Raw genomic sequence first — 23865 nt, forward strand, 5'->3', positions numbered from 1 at the left:
ATTACTTTGAACTCCCTTTATACTCATCCTATCCATGTTACTCATTATTTCACATGAAATAACAGAAGCAAGTCACCGTAGCCTTCTTTTTTCATTTTCGCTTTCGGGATAAATCGTAAAGAAGCAGAGTTAATACAATAGCGGAGTCCCTTTGGACTAGGGCCATCTTCAAAAACATGGCCTAAATGCGAGTTAGCTTCTTTACTCCGCACTTCCGTTCTTGTCATACGGTGGCTTACGTCTATGCTTTCCTTCACATATCCGGAAAGAATCGGCTTAGTAAAACTTGGCCATCCACAGCCGCTGTCATATTGATTGCTTGAACTAAATAAAGGCTCTCCCGAAACAATATCAACATAAATCCCTTCCTGCTTATTATCCCAATATTCGTTTTCAAAAGGTGGTTCCGTGCCATTTTCTTGAGTAACAAAAAACTGCATAGCAGACAATCGGTCCTTCAGCTCCGTTTTATCCTTTGGCCAGTGCTTCTTAAGAAAAAGTTCACGACCGCTTCCTTGTCGATATAAAGCATATCGAAATGCATTCTTTTTGTAAAAATCCTGATGATATTCTTCTGCTCTATAGAAAAACTCAGCCTTCTGGATTGCAGTTACAATCGGTTCTTGAAACCGGCCACTTTCCGTTAATTGCACTTTAGACTTCTCAGCCTCTTGCTTTTGATGTTCATTATGATAAAAAATGACAGACCGATATGCTGGTCCTCTGTCAGAAAACTGCCCGACTGCATCTGTTGGATCGGTCTGCTGCCAATATAGCTCTAATAATTTTGTATAGGATATATTAGCAGGATCATACGTAATCTGGACTGCTTCTACATGTCCAGTGGTGCCTGACTTCACTTGTTTATACGTAGGATTTGGTTCATGTCCTCCTGTATAACCGGAAACGACCTGAAGGATTCCCTCTATCTCATCGAAAGGAGAAACCATACACCAAAAACAACCACCAGCGAACGTTGCTAATTCTAATTCCCTTGTATTACTAATATCATTCATCCGCATCACTCCTTGTTAATATCAGTGAAACTTCCATCAGTGGGATATTACAATTTGTTAAACCAGGATAAAAATACTCTACTCTGGTTCTCGGGAGTTGTCTCAAAAGAAAAAGGGTCCGACCAGGCAACAACTAAATACAGTAAAAGGCAAGTGTATATCACACTTTATACTATATAGAGAGTTCGAGATCAGACCCTTATAAGACAACTCTACCGCTTCAGATTATAGGATAAAGCTTACAATAACTGATGTTAATACACTGACTAAGGTTGCGCCGTATAAAAGCTTCAAACCAAAGCGTGCAACAACGTTTCCTTGTTTTTCATGAAGCCCTTTAACAGCTCCAGAAATGATGCCAATTGAAGAGAAGTTCGCAAATGAAACAAGGAATACAGAAATGATTCCGATTGATCTTTCACTTAAGGTAGAAGCTACATCGCCTAAAGAAAGCATAGCCACAAATTCGTTCGTGACCAATTTAGTCGCCATAATGCCACCAGCTATTACCGATTCTGAGGCAGGCACCCCCATTAGAATTGCAATTGGCGAGAAGACGTATCCAATTAAACTTTGAAAAGAAATCCCGAAAATCGTAGCAAACAAGCTATTCACGGCTGCCATTAGGGCAACAAAGCCAATTAACATCGCAGAAACAATAATCGCGACCTTGAAACCATCCATAATATATTCACCCAGCATTTCGAAGAAGCTTTGCTTATCCTCTTGAACAACGAGGATGTCTTCTTCTTCCGTCACTGTATATGGATTAATGATGGATGAAATAATGAAACCACCAAATAGGTTAATAACAACAGCCGTCACGACGTATTTCGGATCAACCATTGTCATATATGCCCCAACAATTGACATGGAGACCGTGGACATCGCTGATGCACATAATGTATATAGACGATGAGCAGGCAATTGATCGAGCTGTTTTTTTACAGTAATGAATACTTCAGATTGTCCAACAAGTGCAGATGCTACAGCATTGTATGATTCAAGCTTCCCCATGCCATTCACTTTACTAAGTGCCCAGCCAATCCATTTCATTATGAAAGGAAGAACTTTAATATGCTGTAGAATTCCAATTAATGCAGAAATAAATACAATGGGAAGTAGAACATTTAGGAAAAAAGGAAATTCGCCTTTATTGGTAATTCCGCCAAAAACAAAGCTAATCCCTTCATTCGCAAAGCTTAATAACTTCGTAAACCCATTTGCAATTGCTTGAATGATATCAAGACCAATTTTAGTATTCAATAATACATAACTTAAGATTAATTGGATAATAATCATCAGGATTATAGGTCTAATTTTTACTTTTCTGCGATTGTTACTTGCAATCCAGGCAAGAGCAAGAACTACAATTAGTCCTACGATTGAGATTAAATAATTCATTTGTTACCTCCATTAGGTAGTATTTTAAAGTTGAACGTCTGACTACTTATCTTCCATATAAGTTTTCATTTACAACTTATATCATGCCCAAATGCACAGTACATTTCCCATTAACGAAAACGTATTCAAAAATAAAATCATTCCAATTTCCCCTTGCACATGGTACATATGATAAGATCATTAAGCAAAATTGATTATAGCAAAAACATATTAGGCTAACAAGGTATACTAAATAAAGACTCCTTCTAAAGGCATAAATTCGCGCTATTTTATTTGGTTCTATTATAGTAATCCCTTTTTTCTCAAACTTATTAGTAAAAATAATAATATGATTACGAATTACCAAATCTTTATTTCGTTATACTAATATAAAAATTATCTTGAAAAATAAAAGGCTGTTTTCGTATACTTTGTTGCTTTTAAATAATATTTACACTACTATCCTGGGTTGATTTCCGTTACAGGCACTCGCTTCCTGCGGGCGGTCTCAGGAGTCTCGCATCTTCCACTACAATCAACATCTGCTCGAATTTGTTACTTGCTAAAAACAAAAATCTTTACGAAAAGAGCCCAATAAAATGAAAGAGGATGTCCCAAAAACGTCTGATATTACACTTTATTCACTATTTATCGTGTCATGTACACGACATATACCTATGTATTTTATCCTAATAGAGCAAGTTTTGAAGATGACAAGCACTAGCTACGATTCCATCTTGCAAACGTCTACCCTCGCCATCCAGGTCTTTTCTTCATATTCTTTTAGTTCAGCTCTCTATTTTGCAAATATCCAATAGCCCTCAAAAATCGTATATGAATGCCTTCTTTAGCAAATACGATTGCTGTTACCCGTCCACTTACCCCAGTAATAAGTGAAATCGTACCATTAGATCTTTTACTTATGCACTTCCCTTATTTAGTTAAAAATAACCATCAATATAGATACAAGTCGTACTCTTATTAGCCTTTTCTAAACGAGGAGGGTTTCGCCCATCAGATGGTTTGTGGGGTTGTTTTGCACTATATTCCAATAGACAAATTAAGTTATCTGCCCCATATAGTACGTTAAATAACAAAAAAGAACCAAGCCTAAGCTGGTTCCTCCTTATGTATCTATAAAACTTTACTTAAAAATGATTGCGTCCGTATATGCTGTGGATGACTAAATAACTCTTCAGGAACGTTTTCTTCCACCACATAGCCACCGTCCATGAACATGACTCTATCGCCTACTTCGCGGGCAAATCCCATCTCATGCGTGACGACAACCATTGTCATTCCCTCTTTGGCAAGTTGTTTCATGACATCAAGTACATCGCCAACCATCTCTGGATCCAAAGCTGAAGTTGGTTCATCAAATAGCATAATTTTCGGATCCATCGCAAGCGCCCTTGCAATCGCGACCCGCTGCTTTTGTCCGCCAGAAAGCTGGGCTGGGTAGCTATCTGCCTTTTCTCTCAAGCCTACTTTATCTAGCAGCTCATATGCCCTTTGTTTCGCTGCATCTTTCGTTGTTAACCGAACCTTTATTGGCGCCATTGTGATATTTTCAAGCACCGATTTATGTGGAAATAAGTTAAACTGTTGAAACACCATACCAACTTCCTCACGTACTTTATTGATATTCACAGTTTTACTTGAAATGATATGACCATTCACAATGACTTCACCGTCAGTAATCTCTTCAAGTCGATTCAAGCATCGTAAAAACGTGCTTTTCCCAGAACCAGACGGGCCGATCACACAGACCACTTCAGTTTCTTGAATAACTGTACTGATATCCTTCAAAACTTCAAGATCTCCAAATGATTTCTTTAAATTTTGCACTTGAATAATGCTCATCGTAATTCAAATCTCCTTTCTAAGAAATTGGCTAGCAGGGTTAGTGCGTAAATAATAATGAAATAGATCACCCCTACCATCAGCCAAATTTTGAAGGATTCATAGGTAGCCGCTTGCTGGATTTGTCCACGCTGGGTTAAATCGGCTATGCCAATGATCGACAAAAGCGAAGTATCCTTTAAACTAATGATCGATTGGTTTGTAAATGTAGGTAACATCCGACGAAATGCTTGGGGAAGAACGATATATCTCATCGTTTGTGTACTTGTTAACCCAAGTGACCTAGCTGCCTCCGTTTGACCACTATCAACGGACTGTATGCCCGCCCTGATGATTTCAGCAAAATAAGCTCCGGCATTAATAGCGATGGTTACGATCCCCGCAGTTGTTTTGTCCATCGAAATCCACGGGATTGTATTCAATCCAAAATAAATAAAGAATAATTGTACAATGACTGGCGTTCCACGAATGGCATTTATATAGGATTTTGCAATCCAGTTCAGCGGTTTTATCGGTGCCAAACGTAGCAATGCTACGATTAAGCCAATAATGAAACCTAAAATAAGAGCAATTACAAAAATATATAGCGTAACCTTCAGCCCGTCCATTAAATAGGGAAAAGCATTCCTAATTACATCCATAACAGACTCTCCTTTCAAAAAAAGGCACGAGCAGTTTCGCGCCCCGACTAACTATATTCCCCTCCATTATTCATTCAGATATTTATTAATAATCTCATCGTATTTGCCACTAGCTTTCAAATTAGCTAAGCCTTTATTCATTTTCTTTAATAATTCATCATTTTTCCCTTTCAAAACAGCAATCCCGTACTCATCCCCGTTTAAACGATCGCCGACGACTTCTAGATCAAGAGTACTTTGAGCAATTGCATAAGCGATAACAGGGTAGTCTTCAATTAGCACATCTGAATTTCCATTCGCCACATCTTGGAACATTGCTGGGCTGTCATTGAATTGAACCAATTCAAAGCCTATTTCTTCGGCTTTTTCTGTTGCGAATTTAGCTCCTGTCGTTCCCTTTTTCGCAGCTACCTTTTTATCTGCAAGATCCTCAATTGACTTAATACCCGTTTCCCCTTGCTTCACAACCAATGTCAAACCTGCTTGGAAATATGGATCTGTGAAATCAACGACTTTCTTCCGATCATCTGTAATACTCATTCCAGCAATCGCAACGTCAAGCTGACCTGCTTGCATCGCAGGAATAATCCCACCGAAATCCATCGGTTTGAAGTCAATTTTGAAATTTTGATCTTCAGCAATAGCGTTAATGAGATCAATATCGATGCCTGTGTAGTCTCCATTTTCTTCATATTCAAACGGTGGATATGTAGTATCAATTCCTACTCTATATACCTTATCCTTATCTTGCGTATCTCCTTCTCCAGCATTACCAACATCTTTCGTGCCACATGCCGCCAATACTAGCACTATTACAAATAACAAACTAACTAACTTAAATTTTTTCATCGGACCTTCCTCCTAATACATAATTTTTCCTAACAATTATGTAGCTCTTCGTACAGTACCCTATGTCCTAATACCCCTCCCCTAATCATATAAAACTATGATTATTTTATTCACAATTATTAGAATAATCAAATAATTATCCACAATTATAATCCAAACTTTATATAAAGTACATGCTTATAAATATTTACAAGGAGAGAGTATATGAATCGAGCATAGGATTTACATGGCAACAACGCACCTAAAGATGATAGGAGGAGTAAAGCTGGGGTAATATACAATGTTCCAAACCGAAAAGACGATTTGAAGCATTCGGATCTTAAAAATAATTTGACATTAGATAGTCGGGACTGTTCAATTAATCTTAAATTTTTCACCCGTCCATTCGCCAATTTCTCTTAGCAAAAAGACTAAAGTAGGGTCAGATACACTCTCTTATATATCGTTTATTGATAAACCTCAGAGAGATATCAGACCCTTTAGGGATCTATTGTACTTTATACCTACTAATTAAACATACTTTAGACATAAATAAATAACTTGGCCCTGATTGTTTTTTTATAGATACATCGGTGCCTGATAAGATACAAATTGGTAAAAAACTGGCCCATTTAAACCATTTATAAAGTGGGTTAGCAATAGGTACCACTTCAAAGCCAAGACGATTCACACCTTTGTCCAACGAAGTAATACCGATGATGCCTTTGATTTGATCCACTTGATGATGCTTTTGAATATAAGACACCAAGTCGGGTAAAGATTTTCTGACAGCCTGAAAAATGAACCGGCCTCTGTAAAGATTACTTTTCGTTTGTCCTAATTCTTTTAAGAGAACGGCATTATGCAGATGAATTTTGACTAATGTATCGTTTTTGTTGATCTGTGTCCCGTCAGAAAGTACAACCATTCTACCTTTGTAACGAGTGAGCTTAACACGTAAAAAATTTTTCTCTGCTTTTCCGTTATGAATGCAAGTCAAATTTGATAGATGATAATATAATGGGTCGATCATATTCCATGCAATGATTAAATAACTTTTCATTCCCTTTCATAAACCTCTCTTCCCTAACGAATGACTACTATTTCTCCAAGTTAGCCTTCCAAAGAAAAAGGGATCTCATTCACATTTATATAAAGTCAAATTTACACCATCAAACTAGTAGTACTGCCTACAAATCTAGGGTAAAGTAAACCTCAATCAGTGGGGGTTTTCTTCTTCCCCACTGATTGTTAGTCACGTTCTAGTGTCGCTAATATCTCCGCGTAGCAAAGGTAAGTTTCACTGTATCTCACCAATCGGCCATTTACAGGCAGTTATCTCCCAACTACGCTTCTTCGATTCCTCTTAGCCTTGAAGTGGGGGTCTTACTGCCCGTTATGTGGGATAAAAAAAGAAGAGGTGCCTCACCCCTTCACAGTCATCCTTCAGTTTTTCGTGACAATGATATTCCCGCTCTCTGTTTCTAGCATGATCGAATGGATGCCATTGCCAAGCTTCGCGGTTCCTTGTCTTTTTTCTTCCGATTCGTTTGCTAGAGTGGAAACTTTCCAGTCAATATTCCCTTTGATTTCCCCATAATTTGTGGAGGCATCCAGTGTAATTGGCTGCTCCTGTGAAAGATTCCAAACAATATCCCCACCAGCTGATTCAATGATCGAACTTCCTGTAAGAACACTATCTGTCAGCACCACATCTCCCCCACGAGTCTGTGCAAACAACGCACCGGTATAGGCATTCGCAGTGATATCTCCATTAGACGTTTGCAGTTTTGCTGGTGCCTGGATATTATCAATCCCGATAGAACCCTTGCCTACATCTACTTTCACCACCGCCTGCTTTGGCACAGATATATGCAGTCGTCCTGTTATTCTTGTCAGATCATTTAGTTCAAACTCAGAATCTAACAAGTCAAGATACACTTTATCTCCAATTTGTTTCAGTGAAAACTGCTCGTCAACTTTATTCTTTAGCTGTTTATCACTTTTTACATTTGCATTCAATTTTCCTTCTATCGTCACTTTCTGTTCATCTGTTCCTGTTATAAATACATCTTCGCTCGGTAACGAAATGATCACTTCCTGAATCGTCGATGATGACGCAAGCTCTTCTTGCATGTTGTAGGAAGAAGCTTGGAAGCTGAACCCTAGTTCATCCATGGCTGCTTTTCCAAAACTGAAGACTAAGGATGCCCCGCCAATTACCATTAATAAAATAATACTAAGCCAATGGATACCTAGTTTTTGATCTTTTCTAAAAAAGTGAAGAACGAGAATTTCCACACCAAGAAAAATACAAATGACCGGCCATGAGTAAACTAGTACTTTTGCAAACGGAATGGATAAGAAGGACTGCAGGAGCCATAGAAACCCAATGACGATTAAAAGAGTACCTGCTGTAATCGAACCAATCTTCCAATTCCTCATTGCGCTTCCTCTTTCCTACCACGAAGAAGTTTAAATCCGAATCCAACTAAAATAGATGCTAAGATGACTTGTTGCAGGAAATTATAAGGAATATATTGACTGATTGCACTCGGTAGCCAGTTCATGAACATTTGCAGGAAACTAATCAGACCAACTACTATTAGAATCCACCCAACTATATTCTTCTTGCCTTGGAGAACATCCCATTGCAGTAGCATTTCATCTTTTCTTTCTCCAGTTTCAATAATCATCCGATAATGATTTAAGGCATCATAATATGCATAAAAAACAAGCACTGGCAGGAATATAGCAAGACTTCCGAATGATTGGGCGGTAATGAACACTCCCCCGAAAAATAACAACATTAATTGCAGGCCTCTATTCATCAAGCCTAGATAAAATTGCCCAAGTCCCGGTAAGAATGATAGGATATATATCCATTTCTTTGGCTGTCTCATTTATTTTCTCCTCCAGTTTTTGATTGTATTTTCAAGTTAATTTTATTAAGAGAACTCATTCCTTTTTCTAAAGAATGATTGGCTTGCTCTACTGTTACTGACGAAATCCCTACTACATGATTAGAAGTATCGATGATATAATCGACAATCTTCAGTTGAGAAAATAGGATGGTCGCCGCTACTGCAAGGATAAAATGTAGATAGGTATTGCGTTTGTTTTTCCGTGCAGATTTTTGCTTTTCCGTTTTCTCAATCACACCCATAACATCAAGCGTTACATCAACGGATAGCTGAAGAGATGGCTCATTCCATTCATTAGTTAATTCTTCAAGTACGACAAACTCTTTCTGACACTGACTACAACCTGTTAAATGGTTCTCTAGATTTTCTATTTCTTTGCCGGAGAGTTCGTTTTGTATATATGCGATAAGTTGTTCATCAGTGATGTGCTTCATCAAAGTTCCTCTCCCTTCCCCTGTTTCTTCATAATAAGCTTGGCTCGATATAGTCTAGATTCTACGGTTTTGACCGCAACATTTAATGTAGAGGCTATTTCACGATAAGACTGCTGCTGAAAATAATACAGATGGACAACTTCCTTATATGTATCTGGGAGTTTTTCCATATAAGCACGTGCAAGTTCTTTGTCTTCTTTATCAAGAAGGAGGTCTTCCGGTGTAGACCCAAAAGGAATATCATAAAGATTTCCCTCCCCTTCATGAGTTACTTGTCTGATCTGCTTGCGCCGATAATCAAGAGCCTTACTCATCGCAATCTTGTAGATCCATGTAGAAAGACTAGAATCACCTTTGAACTGAGAAAGAGAGCGATACAGCTGAAGAAATACTTCCTGGGTGATATCCTCGGCATCTTTTGTATTCTTACTTACTTTATATGCAACCGCAAATACCCTAGTTTGAAAACGTGTTATCAGCTCACGAAATTGATCCTTTTCTCCAGCTATGATTCGCTTCACAAGCTGTTCATCCTTCTCCACCTGCATCACCTCTTTTCTCTCTATCTATTTAGACGCACAATTATGTAAATACCCTGCAAAATTTAAAAAAAATTGTTTTAGAACAAAAAAAAGACCGAAACAAATTCAGTCGTTTTCCATATAAATGGGATTTATTTGCACACCGGGAATTTTAATCCTTCTCCAAAGTGCCTGTTACTTTCCTTCGCTTTATAACCTTTTGGTATAACTGATTGATCGCTTCTGAGAACAGCAATCCCATCGCAATGGCTCCTGAAAGCATGACTACTTTGGCTGCAAGCTGAATGGCCATATTATAATCATTTTCAACAAAATGGCGCATGGCGTCATACGATAGTCCCCCTGGCACAAGCGGAATAATCCCTGCCACACTAAATATAATAACCGGCATTTTGTACGTCTTTGCAAAGAACTGACTAATAATAGCCACAATTAATGATGCCACGAGTGTAGCCACAATACTACTAACATCCCGGGAATAAAGAACATAATAGACAGACCATCCTGCCATTCCGATAAAACCGCATTTCACTAAAGATTCCTTTGGGGCGTTAAAAATAACCCCAAACGCTGCTGACGCAATAAAACTAGTAATAAACTGTGTAATCATTTACGTCTCCCTCGCATTATTACAAAAATATTAAGGCAACCGCAATCCCTGACCCTATGGCTGATGCGGTCAAAAATGCTTCGGCTCCTTTAGCAATTCCTGATACTAGATGACCAGTAATTAAATCCCTCACTGCATTTGTAATGAGGAGACCAGGTACAAGTGGCATAACTGCTCCAATAATGATTTTATCTACATATGTACCCCAGTTATACGAAACGGCGATAAACGCAAAGGTACCAATGATTAAGGAAGCAATAAACTCAGCAAAAAACTTAATCTCCAACAGTTTGTGTAGATAAACAAGAGCTGAAAAGCCCAGCCCTCCAGCCAAACAGGCTACCAAGAAGTCCGTCCATAGCCCCTGATACATGATCATAAAGCAGCCGCTCGCAATAAACGCAGCAAAAATCTGAAGCCATATCGGAAAAGCATAATTTGAACTCTCAATCTCCTTTAACTTTACCAGTGCTTCTTTCGCTGTTAATTCACCATTACTTATTTGCCGGGAAACACTATTCACAATCGTTACTTTATGGAGGTCCGTGGAGCGATCTGAAATTCGGATCAACTTCGTCGGATCATTTCCATCCATTGAAAATATAATGCCTGTAGGTGTAACAAACGAATGACTAGAGCTAATTCCATAAGAAGCAGCAATCCGAGTCATCGTATCCTCAACCCGATACGTTTCGGCACCACTGCGAAGCATAATTTTCCCTGCCAATAAACAGACCTCAATAATCTCATACGTGGTCGTTGTGCGTATCTCCATTGACATCTCTCCAAAACCTATTTTCCTTAATAGTATCGCTATTTTCATGAAAATCAAATGGCTAGTTAATTAATAACAAAAGAAATAAACTAGAACCTGTACATTTTGGATTTGTATTTTTCATCTAGTGCTAATACTTCAATAAATCATCATGATCATGACACTACTTCTCCATACACTTTTCAAAAATAAACTGACCCTCGTTTTGTAAATAGGCTTTGATTTCAGTAAACCCTTTCCCTGCAGGGTATTTCATCTGAATATAGACTTCTTCATCACCTTTAATCTCTTTTCCACATTTCGAACATTTTGGTTCAATCTTAAACATGTCTATCCCCTCCTATCCTTATTACGGAAATTCCGGTAAAAGGATTCACTAATAAATGGATTCGACATAAAAAGGCATGGCAAGATGACCATTCTTTTTACAAACTTTCCCAAACGAGAAAACCCACTTCTTCAGAGGTGGGATGGTAGTGAGGTCCAAACAGGCATGTCTTTAGACATGTCAATGTTTCGATTTTTTTGTGCTTCAAGCGAATGTATCACCCGTAAACAGAGCCCACGTTCGGTATAATTGAATTGTGGAATGATTTAAATAATAAGAAAGGAGGGAAAACACCGTGTTTGTGACTCATTCATTTAAAATCCCGTATGATAAAAAATTGTATTCGGAGTTAAGGTTGATGCAGCGAGAAGCAGCTTCCGTTTGGAACGATATTGTCAGAGAAGCCACTTCTTATTATTTTTTCTTTAAAAAGTGGTTAAGTAAAACGGAAATCCAAGCGATTCGGAAACAAACGTATCATCTTCATTCTCAAACTGTTCAAGCAATTGCCAATAAATATGTGGCCAATCGTGAAACCATTCGTCAGCTACGAGTAACGGACAAAAAAGCAAACTATCCGTGGCGAAGAAAGTACTATTATTGTATTCCACTAAAAAAAGCGTCCATGGATGTTTCTAAAGAAATCATCACGATTAAAAAAGTGGAATATGGGTTCCAACTGTCAGACCTCTTAACCAAAAAGAAAAAGAAAATGTGGAATGAAAAGGAGCCTAAGAAAAACAAATGTGTCATCCTTCCGAATCTTTCAAAAGAAGATTTAAAAACCTGTAACTACGCGGAGATCGTTTGGAGAAACGGAGCCTACTGGTTTTGTTATTCTGTATCGGTACCAGAAAAAGACACTTCATCGTATGCTTTTAAAGCGGCGGGTGGAGATTTAGGGGAAATTCACTCTGTAACTGTAGCGACCGAGGATAAAGCCTTATTAATTTCGGGTCGGGCGATGCGTAGTCTTTCTCAATTCCGTGCAAAGGTAGTAGCCGATTTAAGTAAGAAAATGTCTCGTTGTAAAAAGGGCTCTCGTCAATGGAAAAAATATAGACAGGCAAGCGTACGAATTCGCCAAAAGACAAAAAATCAGCTTGAAGCGTTGGAACATAAGACAACCAAAGAAGTTATTTCTTTTTTGGAAGAAGAAAAAGTGACGAACTTTGTCATCGGAAACGTATCCGGTATTGAAAAAAATACAAAGATAAATAGGGAAAAGAAACGGAAAACCAATAAAAAAAGACGACAACAATTATCGTTATGGAATCAAGGGAAAATCAAACAAAAGCTGACATACAAAGCTCAATTAAAAGGCATCAGGATGGAAGAAACAGAAGAAAACTATACCTCCCAAGATTGTCCGTTTTGTGGGGGGCGACACCAAGCAAACGGAAGAAATTTCATATGTTCTGTTCATCAAACAGAAATCCATCGTGATGTGAATGGCGCGCAAAATATTGTGCGCAAGAAATATCCCATGGAAACGAAACCACTTCTTTCGGTTTTATATAAGCAACCGGTTTGGCATAAGCGTTTTGTGTCCATAGAAGAAAGACAAAAAGCAAAACATCCAAAAGATCAACCGAAAAAAGAGAAAAGTATCGCCGGACGGACGGCGTAGTAGGCACAGACCTTGCCCTTTCGATGGACTGTTTTTCTATCGAGAGTTGTTCGCCTAAGTCTTGCCTCTGCGATTTCCTTTGGGAGTTTGTAAGTGAAATGTTTGCGAAAAAGAATCCCACTGCTTTAGCTGTGGGATTGGTCAACAGCTATACAGTTTGTATAAACTGATCAACTACCTCGTTAAACCTGTCTGTTTCTTCAAAAAATGGACAATGGCAGCTGTTCTCAAAGATTTCAAGTTGTGAGCCTGATATATTTTCTTTCAGATGTTCGCCAGCTGCAACAGGAATAACTTTTTCTTCTCGGCCAAAGCAAAGCAGAGTAGGTACCGCGATACTTGGTAGAAACCCCCGATAATCCACAATTGACTGATCAAATAAAATGGCACTCGCAATAGATTCAGGCATCTTTGTTACTTCTTCAAGCATCCAGGCTGCTTCATCCGGTTTCAATTCAGCTTTAAACATGGAAGTTAGAAATCCTGCCAAAAACTGAGAACGATTCGTCTGGATTTCTGTCATGAAGGCACTTAATGTTGCAATATCGAAAGCTCCAATGTCAAAGTCGGGCCATTTAAAGTCCGAAGCCAGCTCATCGACTATGATCGTTGAATGAATATTTTCTGACCCAAACTGCTTCATATAATCCCATACGACGAAAGCACCCATCGACCAACCAACAAGCACAACACCCTTTAAGTCCAATTTTTTAATAAATGTATGCAAATCCTTTGCATAAGTCGCTACTGTATTTCCATGGTGAACATGTGAAGAACTTCCATGACTTCGAAAATCTAGAAGGATCGAGCGGTAATTCTCTGCAAAAAACAACTGCTGCTTTTCAAAAAAACGACTGCTCATCCATACACCATGCAGGAAAATCACCGGTCTCCCTGTCCCTTTTTCTTCATAATAGATGTCAATTCCTTGCTCAATCGTTAAATAAGCCATCGAAACCCTCCCATTCTGAGGAAAAGGGGCGGGACTTCTAAAAAATCAGCACCGCACCGCCACCTTCATTAGATGATACAATTTGAGACTCTGAACCTTTTTTATCGTTAAGCTGGGGCAGACGTACTCATGGGTGTTTTTATTAATAAATTGGACAGAGTTTACTACAGTCCTTCAAAAGTTTGACTGTAAAACTGTATTTTACATATAATAATAAACTCTATGTATCTATATCATTTTTCATGAAAGTAGGATTAGATGTTTTGAAAAAATTTTTTTCCAATTATAAATCATCACTTACGTTACTTATCGCAATCATCATTGGTGGTATTGCTGGAGTTGTATTCGGAACAAAAACATCTGTTGTACAACCATTAGGTGATTTGTTTCTTAATCTAATGTTTATGATGATTGTTCCTCTCGTATTCTTTAGTATATCAGCGGCCATCGCGAATATGGGCGGTATGCAACGCCTTGGTAAGATTATGGGGAGCATTTTCATTGTCTTCCTTGGGACGGCAATTATTTCTGCTCTGCTGGCCTTTTTGGGAACAAGTATTATAAATCCATTAGAAGGCACAGATACTTCTGCTATTAAAAATTTAATGGCGCAAGCGGAAAAACCAGAAACTTCATTAGAAGATATATCTGCACTTAGCCAGCTGGTAAATACCTTTACCGTTTCTGACTTTTCTTTATTGTTATCTCGAAGCAATATGCTTCAACTCATTGTTTTCTCTGTTCTTTTCGGCCTTGCTACAGCATTGGCAGGGGAAGTGGCCAAGCCAGTTGCTGCATTTCTAACAGGCGGATCAGCAGTAATGATGAAAATGGTCAAGATCATCATGTATTATGCTCCCATTGGACTTGGCGCCTATTTTGCAGCAGTGATCGGTCAGCTTGGACCACAGATTCTTGAAGGGTATGCCAGAGGATTTGTTCTTTATCTCGTATTAACTCTTGTGTACTATTTCGGATTCTTCACGTTATATGCTTATTTTGCGGGGCGCAGTGAAGGCGTTAAGACTTTCTGGAAAAATGCATTTACACCATCCATCACAGCCATCGCTACCTGTTCAAGTGCTGCCAGCATTCCAGCAAATCTTGAATCTACCCGCAAGATGGGTGTACCAAAGGATATCGCCGAAACAGTGATCCCACTTGGTGCAAACATGCACAAGGACGGCTCTGTATTTGGCGGTGTATTGAAAATCGTCTTCTTATTTACTTTGTTTGGCAAAGACATGACAAGCCCTTCAAGCATTTTAAGTATTCTTGCTGTCTCTTTCTTAGTCGGAGCAGTAATGGGTGCAATCCCTGGAGGTGGCATGATTGGCGAAATGCTGATCCTTAGCATTTTTGGCTTTCCACCAAGTGTTCTGCCGATTATCGCCGTAATTAGTACGATTATTGATGCTCCTGCGACCCTTTTGAACTCAACAGGCAACACAGTATGTGCCATGATGGTCACACGACTTGTTGAAGGGAAGAATTGGTTGAAGAAGTCTTTTTCAAGAAGTGAAACCGTATAATGTATGAAAAGAGGATGTCTCGAAGGGTCAATACCCTTCGAGACATCCTCTTTTTTTCTTAATGAATTTCGAACGCTACATATTATGGTGAAAAAATGTTCCACGTGAAACAAAGTTGTCCTAAAGGACGAGCCTGACTCGTTCGTTATCGGACAGCACCATCTTGGTTATCACTTCAGTTTTCTAATAAAAACAACCTTCAAATAATTTCCTTCTTTGAATTCCTTAATCGTATGATAATCATCCGGTAACGAAAATTGCTCTTCTATTTTATATGTAAATCCACTTTCTTTAAATGCTGCGTCGATGAAACTTTTGAATTTTTTCATATCAAAGGAGCTACTGTTGGTAGAGGCGACTATTACTCCCTCATCCTCTGTGATTGCGATTGTATCCTTTAATAGATTCTTGTAATCCTTGGCTGCACTAAAGGTAAATTTCTTTGATTTAGCAAAGCTTGGTGGGTCAAGGATCACCATATCAAACATTAAGTTCTTCTTGATTGCATATTTAAAATAATTGAACACATCCATCACAACAATATTCTGCTCTTCAGGGTTAATACCATTAATGCTAAATTGCTCACTCGTTTTTGGCAGGCTGCGATTAGCAAGGTCAACACTTGTTGTTTTAATCGCTCCACCCACTGCTGCAAAAACAGAAAAAGCTCCTGTATAAGAAAACATATTCAGCACTGTTTTCCCTTTTGCATATGTATCACGAATGGTCTTTCTGACTTCCCTTTGATCAAGGAATACACCAACCATAGCTCCATCATTTAAATACACAGCGAAATTCACACCGTTCTCTTTAACAATCAGCGGAAATTCAGGCGCTTCTCCCATGACGAAATCATCTTCGTCCATATACTGCCCCTTCGTATCGAAGCGTTTCTTTTGATACACTGATTTAACCACAACACTATTAAGCAAGGCTTTTAGCACAAGCTCTTTAAATGAGTAAATTCCCGCACTATACCAACTCAACACAAAGTGACCATCATAATAGTCAATGATTAAGCCACCAATGCCGTCGCCTTCGCCATTAAAAATTCGAAAAGCGGTCGTATTAGGATCTTCAAAAAACGATTTTCTTAACGCAATCGCCTTTTGCAGCTTTTTATCAAAAAAGGACTGGTTCACATCTTCCGATTCACTATGCGTAAGAATCCAGCCAATTCCTTTGTTTTGAATGCCATAATATCCTTTACCTAGAAATTGCCCTTTCTCATCTGTTACTCTGATGATTTTTCCCTCTTCTTTGAGGTCTTGGCTGTTTATCACAGCATCTTTTTCAATTAACGGATATCCCTTAACTATCTTATTAGTGAAGCTGTTTTTAATTTTTATATTCATTTGTAACATCCTTTAAAATAATTTTCACGCTTCTTTCTATCATCTCATGCATAGCAGGAAAAATGCAAAGTGGTTTAAGCATTTTATTGGCATTACCAGATATCTTTTTTGAAAAAAAAAGAGAGAATGTCTCATTAGGGACAGTCCTTGAAACACTCTCTTTTCTTAATATCATTTTATTTGTAAGTAAGGCCTCTATTTACAATGGGATAGTCTTTTATTGAATTTCCATTCTCAAGTCACCAACTTTTACCCAGCCAACTATTTTAACTGCTTTATATAAACCAAGAGTTATTGCAATGGGCAAGACAACACCTGTTGCCATGTAAATTAAAAAGGCACTTACTCCTTGTGTTGATACGATATTGATTGGTGCGATCAATGAATTCAATCCTAATCCAGCAATCTCATAGGAGACTTGAAAGTCAAACCCTAGTGTTGCAATGGGTGCACAAATGATCGCTGCCACAAACGGTGGAATAATAAGCAGTGGGTTTTTTACGATATTTGGGAACTGAACCTTTGGTGTGATTAATGATTGCGCCAAAAAGCCACCCAAATCATTTTGTTTCATCGACATAACCGTAAATCCTACAAACTGAATGGTACAGCCAATTAAAGCAGCCGCACTTGAAACAGGATCTAACTGCAGTGCCATTGCAATGGCTGCAGATGATGCCGGTGACATTAAAAGCATACTAAACACTAAAGATATGACCATCGGAGCAATAAGCGGTGACCCTTGAACCGATGCTGTAATGGCTGCGCTCAATTTCTGTATTAGTGGTGTCGTAACTGCCGCTAGACAGACACCTGAAACACCGCCAACAAGAATGGCTGCAAATGGAATGGCTACCATATCGAGTTTCGTACGTCCAATAACCCATTTCCCTACAATTGTTGCAACAACCGCGGCTAATACGGCACTGATTGGCTGACCTGTGACAATGGTAAACGCCCCTTCAGCCGTTTGATGAATGGCCGCCCCGCCAATCGTGCTACAGGCCATTGCACTAAAGATGACCAGTGTATTACCGCCTAGCTGATAGGCAATTCCCGCACCAAGTGCAGGAGCAAGTAACATTTTCGTTGCTCCTCCTATCGTAACAAATACTTCCCAGCCGAGTAGCCCACCAAATGATTCAAACAAGAGCCCGATCCCAAGTGTCACCAATACCGCATTAGCAATTCCCGCCGAAGCCTTACTTACATGTTCAACCCAATTCCATTTCATCTTGTTCACTCTCCCGTTTTGCTTATATTCTAGTTGGTATAAGATAAATAGTTAGCTCGTTTATTTTGTGAGTGAGTGGTAAACGTATCATACCAGTGTACCTTGTTGAATAACATGAATAATAGAACGAAAACATTCATTTTATATACGGTCACTTCAATCCCATTTAACATAGTAAGAAAATATAATTCCTGTTGTTTATATCTATGTTTCAAACGACTAAAATCTCCCTAATATTGTATATCAATATACTATTATAATATTCAGAAAATGTAAATAATTATTTTCCTTGACAACGCTACCAAAGTTATAATCTAAATATATTAATATGAACTTTAATAAAAAAGACCCAAATACGGGTCTTTTCTTACTAATTCATTTTCCATATCCATTAGGTTTGCAAAGAAATCTACTGTAAAATCATAAAATAACTGTTCAGTAGGTAAGAGCCAACGTTCCTTTGAAATAATAATTCCAACATTTCTCCTTACTACAGGTTCAACGATTGGGACCTTGACTGCATCGTGCGGAAGGCTATCCATTAAGGTAATTTCAGGTATTAAAGCAATCCCAAATCCTGCAGCTAGCGCCCCATAAAGCGGCACAATATTTTGCACTTCAAAAACACCCCGTGGTGTAAACCCAATTGACCCGCATGCCTTAATAAAGATCTCACGTAAGACACGCCCTCAGGAAACAAAATGTAGCCTTCTCCCTGTAACTCCCTCCATCAAATAGAAGATCGATTCGTAAGTGAATGTGTAATTGGCAGGAGAGCTATAATTCCATTGTCAAATAACACTTCGCCCTACCCCTTCTTCTCATCATGTGACAAAGGGCCAAGAAAGACTATTTCGATTTCCGCCATTGCTATTTCAGCTATATAAGCCGCATTATGAATTGTGCTTGATTAAAATAAAATCTTGAATTTTCCCTAGTTTCATAATGTAAACCATCTTTCATCTCAAAAAGGCATGATTTTTATCTATTATTCAGATTGTTAAGGTTACCCGTAAGAGATAAACTATATTCAAAGCAAAAGTAAATTATTTAAGGAGTGATACATCATGGTGGTTCAAGAACCATTACACGGTCAATTACAAGCAGCTGAAGAATATGTAAACAGCGTATTTGAGCTAGTTAAAAAACGTAATCCATATGAATCTGAATTTCATCAAGCCGTTAAAGAAATCTTCCTCTCTCTTACTACAGTATTCGCAAAATACCCTCAATATATGGAACACAACATACTTGAAAGGCTTGCAGAGCCTGAGCGAATGATTACCTTTAGAGTACCGTGGGTTGATGATAAAGGAAAAGTTCAAGTAAATCGCGGCTTCCGCGTTCAATTTAATAGTGCAATCGGTCCATACAAAGGCGGACTTAGGTTTCACCCGACTGTGAACGCAAGCATTATTAAATTCCTTGGCTTTGAACAAATTCTTAAAAATTCATTAACAGGTCAGGCAATTGGTGGGGGCAAAGGCGGCTCTGACTTTGATCCGAAAGGAAAGTCAGATCTTGAAGTTATGCGTTTTACACAAAGCTTCATGACAGAGCTTTATCGCCACATCGGTCCTGATATTGATGTTCCAGCTGGGGACATCGGCGTTGGGGCAAGAGAAATTGGTTACTTATTCGGTCAATACAAACGCATTCGAGGCAATTATGAAGCTGGAGTACTTACCGGCAAAGGAATTGGCTATGGAGGAAGTCTTGCCAGAACAGAGGCAACTGGATATGGTGTCGTTTATTTCGTACAAGAAATGCTACAGAGCAAAGGATTGAGCTTTGAAGGCAGTACAGTTGTAGTATCAGGATCAGGTAATGTATCAATTTACGCCATTGAAAAAGCCATTGCGCTTGGAGCGAAAGTTGTTGCATGCAGTGATTCAAATGGATATATTTACGATGAAAAAGGCATCGATTTAGCTACTGTAAAACAATTGAAAGAAGTCGAAAGAAAACGACTTAGCGACTACACAGATGTTCATCCGCATGCGATGTACTTTGAAGGTAGCAAAGGCATCTGGACTGTACCTTGTGACATCGCCCTACCATGTGCTACGCAAAACGAATTGGATGAATTTGACGCAGAAATTCTTATTTCAAATCAAGTAAAAGCAATTGGAGAAGGAGCAAATATGCCTTCTACATTAGAAGCAATCGACCTTTTCCACACTAAAGAAGTTCTCTTTGCTCCAGCAAAAGCTGCGAACGCTGGTGGAGTAGCTGTTTCCTCTTTAGAAATGGCACAGAATAGTTCACGAGTTTCTTGGACATTTGAAGAAGTTGATGCAAAATTGCAAACGATTATGAAAAACATTTATGAAAATAGCTTAAAAGCATCAGAAGAATTCGGTGAACCTGGAAACCTAGTCCTTGGATCAAACATCGCTGGCTTTATTAAAGTTGCGGACAATATGATTGCACAAGGTGTTATCTAATTCGAATCGATTTATGTTATACAGCCCAAAACAGATTATCCTGCTTTGGGCTGTATTTATTTAGCGTGCGATTTTATCAGCCGTTTCACGTACTCTATCAGCCTATTCACAAATAAAGGATGCTCCCCCTATCTGAACACTTATGAAGTTGTTATTAATCGCTGCAACGATATTTGAAGAAAAAATAAAAGAGATTGTCTCATAACGAAAGAGTCAGCCCCCACACACCTACTATATACCGTTTAAGACGTGAACATGACACAATAAACGGTGTATAGAATGTGAGGTTAGACTCTTTTTTAGACAATCTCTTCTGTTTCGATTACATCGTATTTATTTTCACAGTAACCTTAAATAAATCCCCATCAATTTCAAGATCTAAATCACCGCCATGCATATCCATAATGGACTTAGCAATGGCGAGCCCTAGTCCTGATCCCTCTGTATGACGCGACGTATCGCCTCGTTTAAATCGTTCAAACATTTCATCGACACTGTCGCCAAGCTCGTACTTTGTCACATTTTTAAATGTAATCACGGCTTGATTGTTCATTTTTTCAACGGAAATATAAACTCTTGTATGTTCCATTGAATACTTCAAAGTGTTACCAATCAGATTGTCAAACACCCGCCATATCTTCTGGCCATCAACAATGGCATATACAGGATGATCTGGGCAATTCACACGAAATTGTAGCTTTGAATTCTTTATGGCTTCATCATGTTCGGCAAGCGCTTGCTGAAGAAGCTGAACGATATCCGCCTGTTCCTTGTTAAGATTAATACTGCCACTTGCCATTTTTGAAGCTTCGAAAAGATCTTCAATCAATCCTTGCAACCGCTTGGATTTTCGATTGACGATTTCAATATAAGCATTCCGATCTTCGTCTGTTAGATTCGGATTCCTCAACAACTCAGAATAAGTAATAATCGACGTAAGCGGTGTACGTAAATCATGACTAACATTCGTAATTAATTCTGTCTTTAATCGTTCACTTTTGGCCTGTTCAGTCTTTGAAGATTTAACCCCTTGTTTCATCGTGTTAATATCTCGAGCTAAGCCAGCTAGTACAGATTTCCCTTTCACCTGTATCTCACCGTTCATATTTCCATTTACAAGCTCATTCGTATGCTTAATGATCCTATTTAAATAACCGATACGATTAAATATATACAATACGGTCGGCAGTCCTACAAGTAATAAACCTAGGACATAACCGATGATAAGCGAAGTTTCCCAAACAACGGCAGCAAATGCAAAACCACAGGTGAAAATAATGAATAGGATAATCATAATCCGGACCCCGACACTTTTATAGAGAAATGACTGCTGCAATTCTCTAAACAAACGAGATAGGAGGGATCGTTCCCATTCAGCTTTTAGATGATTGCTACCTTTTTTATAGGTATTGATTAGTTCAACTGCCTGGAGCATAACCAACACAATCATACATATTGTAATGGCAAAAAGCCCAAGTAGATCGATTACCCAATCGATGCTATTGTCATACCCATACCCATAAGAGCCTAAATTGCCATAACTGCCAGGTTTCATATTGAAGGCCAAAGTTGGTAAAGCAAACGTCATAGTAATTCCGAAAATAACCACCCTGAGATCTACTGGAACCCGCTCATAATAATTTAGCCACATAGCTCCCGTCATCTGCTGAAACGGCCTTATTTTTTTATAAAAATAGAGGCATAAACAGATTGACAGAACAGTAAGCCCAAGAACTAGATAAAAATAAGCTTTATCAATTTGAAAGTCTTTGTAATCTTGAATCACTGGATTTGCTGCTGGAATAGATTTCGAAACGGCTATTTTCCCCTCAAACTGTTTATCGGCTCCTATTCTTGGAATATCAGATAATAATTCTAATTCTGAATCATAACTTCCTGGTGTTAGATAATCATATTTATTGGAAGGAAATGTCCGTACATACCGCATACTTTTATTCGTAAAAATCTCATTGATATTGTCGTTTCCATCCATATTCACATTTGTGAACACTTTACCAGTTGAAGTATCTTTAAGGTAGTACCGGAACACATCTTTATACTTATTTAATACATTACGATAATTCAGTTCGCGCTCTTTGAAGTAACGATCTACCTGTTGCTCTTTTTCCTTGCGAATCTTAGCTTCTACATATTCATCACTATTAAAGTTTTTCGTTATATCTGCTATTTTTCTATCACGTTCTTTTGTGTAAGCTTCAGCTGATTCCTTATTTCCCACAACATTCGCTTCAGAAATCCGACTCTCGTATTGATTTTTAATTGTTTGAATCTGCTCAGACAGGCCCCCATACCGATAACGATGTTCTTCAATTTCCTCAGGTGCCACAACAAGATCTCTTTTTACATCATCTGCTGTTACGTCATTTAATTCTAGTAAGTTAAGAGTATCGACAAATTGACTGAAATGATCTTCAAAAAAACCCGTTTCATAATAATCCTTGTTTATATACTGTCTTCCTTGATCGGCAATAAAAAATACCCCTTTTAGACCAATCACAAATAGTACCAACCATATAATTAATGGATAACTATTTCTCCATCTTATACCCAATTCCCCATACCACCTTTAAATATCTTGGATTTTTCGGATCAATTTCAATTTTTTCACGGATTTTCCGAATATGTACGGCAACTGTATTTTCCGCATTATAGCCTGGCTCTTTCCAAACACGTTCATAAATGTCTTGAATCGAGAAGACCCGTCCGGGATGATTCATCAGTAGCTCAACAATTCTATATTCAATCGGCGTCAACTTTACTGCCTCTCCATTGACCTCTACAACCTTCGCTTCCGGATCCAGAGTTAGTCCGTTTAAATCGATGACCTTATTGCTGTCTTCATACGTCCCAAGTGTCACATATCTACGGAGCTGCGATTTAACGCGAGCTATTAACTCAAGCGGATTAAAAGGCTTTGTGACATAATCATCTGCACCAACTTGAAGCCCCAATACTTTATCGGTATCTTCGCTTTTTGCACTTAAGATAATAATTGGGATATTCTTTTGTTCACGAATTTTGAAAGTTGCCGCAATCCCATCCATTCTTGGCATCATCACATCTAGGATAATCAGGTGAATCGGCTGCTCATCCAACTTTTCTATAGCCTCAATACCATCACAAGCTTGAATGACTTTAATGCCTTCATATTTCAAATATATTTCGATCGCATCGCGAATTTCTTTTTCATCATCTACTACCAATACAGAAAATAGTTTTGTCATTTTTTTCACACTCCTTTCTTTACTATAGCAGAGTTAGTTTGAATTAATTTACATTCTAAAGGGTAAATCTTAACATTTACTTACTAGAATTCTTAAGAATTTCTTAAGGTTTTAAAGTAGCACTAT

At 38.4% G+C, this 23865-nt stretch carries 22 protein-coding genes; 3 read left to right on the forward strand and 19 right to left on the reverse strand.

Annotation, left to right across the window (positions count from 1 at the left end):
* Positions 1-44: 44 nt before the first annotated feature.
* The 13 genes from msrB to JNUCC23_RS21970 all read right to left on the reverse strand — a co-directional run bounded on the left by msrB (position 45) and on the right by JNUCC23_RS21970 (position 11344).
* Entirely contained in the window at positions 45-1016 is a 972-nt protein-coding gene (msrB, locus tag JNUCC23_RS21910) for a peptide-methionine (R)-S-oxide reductase MsrB (protein WP_454213586.1), read from the reverse strand.
* Between the two features lie 225 nt (positions 1017-1241).
* A complete protein-coding gene (locus JNUCC23_RS21915) occupies positions 1242-2420 on the reverse strand; it encodes a NupC/NupG family nucleoside CNT transporter (protein WP_403077087.1) in 1179 nt (392 codons plus the stop codon).
* Between the two features lie 1113 nt (positions 2421-3533).
* Entirely contained in the window at positions 3534-4262 is a 729-nt protein-coding gene (locus JNUCC23_RS21920; protein ID WP_454213589.1) for an amino acid ABC transporter ATP-binding protein, read from the reverse strand.
* Positions 4259-4903 (reverse strand): amino acid ABC transporter permease, encoded by a 645-nt coding sequence (locus JNUCC23_RS21925; protein WP_403077083.1) that lies wholly within the window; start codon positions 4901-4903, stop codon positions 4259-4261. Before JNUCC23_RS21925 ends, JNUCC23_RS21920 begins: the two co-directional genes overlap by 4 nt.
* Positions 4904-4969: 66 nt before the next feature.
* Positions 4970-5752: a transporter substrate-binding domain-containing protein gene (locus JNUCC23_RS21930; protein WP_454213591.1), complete on the reverse strand. Its 783-nt coding sequence runs from the start codon at positions 5750-5752 to the stop codon at positions 4970-4972.
* Between the two features lie 487 nt (positions 5753-6239).
* The gene (locus JNUCC23_RS21935; RefSeq protein WP_403077078.1) at positions 6240-6794 is read right to left on the reverse strand and encodes a YkoP family protein; all 555 of its coding nucleotides are present in this window, start codon (positions 6792-6794) and stop codon (positions 6240-6242) included.
* Positions 6795-7177: 383 nt separating this feature from the next.
* Positions 7178-8176, reverse strand: a complete 999-nt coding sequence (locus tag JNUCC23_RS21940; protein ID WP_403077075.1) for a DUF4097 family beta strand repeat-containing protein — start codon at positions 8174-8176, stop codon at positions 7178-7180.
* Positions 8173-8634: a hypothetical protein gene (locus tag JNUCC23_RS21945; protein ID WP_403077072.1), complete on the reverse strand. Its 462-nt coding sequence runs from the start codon at positions 8632-8634 to the stop codon at positions 8173-8175. Before JNUCC23_RS21945 ends, JNUCC23_RS21940 begins: the two co-directional genes overlap by 4 nt.
* Complete coding sequence (locus tag JNUCC23_RS21950) at positions 8631-9089, reverse strand: anti-sigma factor family protein (RefSeq protein WP_403077069.1); 459 nt, start codon at positions 9087-9089, stop codon at positions 8631-8633. The genes JNUCC23_RS21945 and JNUCC23_RS21950 overlap by 4 nt, the downstream gene beginning before the upstream one ends.
* Entirely contained in the window at positions 9089-9631 is a 543-nt protein-coding gene (locus JNUCC23_RS21955) for an RNA polymerase sigma factor (RefSeq protein WP_454213593.1), read from the reverse strand. The genes JNUCC23_RS21950 and JNUCC23_RS21955 overlap by 1 nt, the downstream gene beginning before the upstream one ends.
* Before the next feature lie 151 nt (positions 9632-9782).
* Positions 9783-10241: a threonine/serine exporter family protein gene (locus JNUCC23_RS21960; protein ID WP_403077063.1), complete on the reverse strand. Its 459-nt coding sequence runs from the start codon at positions 10239-10241 to the stop codon at positions 9783-9785.
* Positions 10242-10260: 19 nt separating this feature from the next.
* Positions 10261-11016 (reverse strand): threonine/serine exporter family protein, encoded by a 756-nt coding sequence (locus JNUCC23_RS21965; protein ID WP_062186459.1) that lies wholly within the window; start codon positions 11014-11016, stop codon positions 10261-10263.
* A gap of 163 nt (positions 11017-11179) precedes the next feature.
* Positions 11180-11344, reverse strand: a complete 165-nt coding sequence (locus tag JNUCC23_RS21970) for a Fe3+ hydroxamate ABC transporter substrate-binding protein (protein ID WP_454213596.1) — start codon at positions 11342-11344, stop codon at positions 11180-11182.
* Positions 11345-11639: 295 nt separating this feature from the next.
* On the opposite strand from JNUCC23_RS21970, the gene JNUCC23_RS21975 reads away from it, so the two are divergent.
* Positions 11640-12974: an RNA-guided endonuclease InsQ/TnpB family protein gene (locus JNUCC23_RS21975; RefSeq protein WP_454213598.1), complete on the forward strand. Its 1335-nt coding sequence runs from the start codon at positions 11640-11642 to the stop codon at positions 12972-12974.
* A gap of 148 nt (positions 12975-13122) precedes the next feature.
* Here the strand turns inward: JNUCC23_RS21975 and JNUCC23_RS21980 are convergent, their stop codons facing one another.
* Positions 13123-13926 (reverse strand): alpha/beta fold hydrolase, encoded by an 804-nt coding sequence (locus tag JNUCC23_RS21980; RefSeq protein WP_403077057.1) that lies wholly within the window; start codon positions 13924-13926, stop codon positions 13123-13125.
* A 263-nt stretch (positions 13927-14189) separates the two neighbouring features.
* On the opposite strand from JNUCC23_RS21980, the gene JNUCC23_RS21985 reads away from it, so the two are divergent.
* Positions 14190-15458 (forward strand): dicarboxylate/amino acid:cation symporter, encoded by a 1269-nt coding sequence (locus JNUCC23_RS21985; RefSeq protein ID WP_454213600.1) that lies wholly within the window; start codon positions 14190-14192, stop codon positions 15456-15458.
* 170 nt (positions 15459-15628) lie between these two features.
* Here the strand turns inward: JNUCC23_RS21985 and JNUCC23_RS21990 are convergent, their stop codons facing one another.
* The 3 genes from JNUCC23_RS21990 to JNUCC23_RS22000 form a co-directional block, all read right to left on the reverse strand.
* A complete protein-coding gene (locus JNUCC23_RS21990; RefSeq protein ID WP_062186467.1) occupies positions 15629-16822 on the reverse strand; it encodes a class I SAM-dependent rRNA methyltransferase in 1194 nt (397 codons plus the stop codon).
* A 208-nt stretch (positions 16823-17030) separates the two neighbouring features.
* The gene (locus JNUCC23_RS21995; RefSeq protein WP_454213602.1) at positions 17031-18047 is read right to left on the reverse strand and encodes a PTS transporter subunit IIC; all 1017 of its coding nucleotides are present in this window, start codon (positions 18045-18047) and stop codon (positions 17031-17033) included.
* 335 nt (positions 18048-18382) lie between these two features.
* Positions 18383-18718: a LysR substrate-binding domain-containing protein gene (locus tag JNUCC23_RS22000; RefSeq protein ID WP_454216173.1), complete on the reverse strand. Its 336-nt coding sequence runs from the start codon at positions 18716-18718 to the stop codon at positions 18383-18385.
* Between the two features lie 396 nt (positions 18719-19114).
* On the opposite strand from JNUCC23_RS22000, the gene gdhA reads away from it, so the two are divergent.
* Positions 19115-20494 (forward strand): NADP-specific glutamate dehydrogenase, encoded by a 1380-nt coding sequence (gene gdhA / locus JNUCC23_RS22005; protein WP_062186472.1) that lies wholly within the window; start codon positions 19115-19117, stop codon positions 20492-20494.
* A 322-nt stretch (positions 20495-20816) separates the two neighbouring features.
* On the opposite strand, the gene JNUCC23_RS22010 is transcribed toward gdhA, so the two are convergent.
* Positions 20817-23066: a sensor histidine kinase gene (locus JNUCC23_RS22010; RefSeq protein ID WP_454213604.1), complete on the reverse strand. Its 2250-nt coding sequence runs from the start codon at positions 23064-23066 to the stop codon at positions 20817-20819.
* Positions 23044-23739, reverse strand: a complete 696-nt coding sequence (locus tag JNUCC23_RS22015) for a response regulator transcription factor (RefSeq protein ID WP_062186476.1) — start codon at positions 23737-23739, stop codon at positions 23044-23046. Before JNUCC23_RS22015 ends, JNUCC23_RS22010 begins: the two co-directional genes overlap by 23 nt.
* Positions 23740-23865: the final 126 nt, after the last annotated feature.

It is taken from the genome of Peribacillus sp. JNUCC 23 (assembly GCF_053653995.1).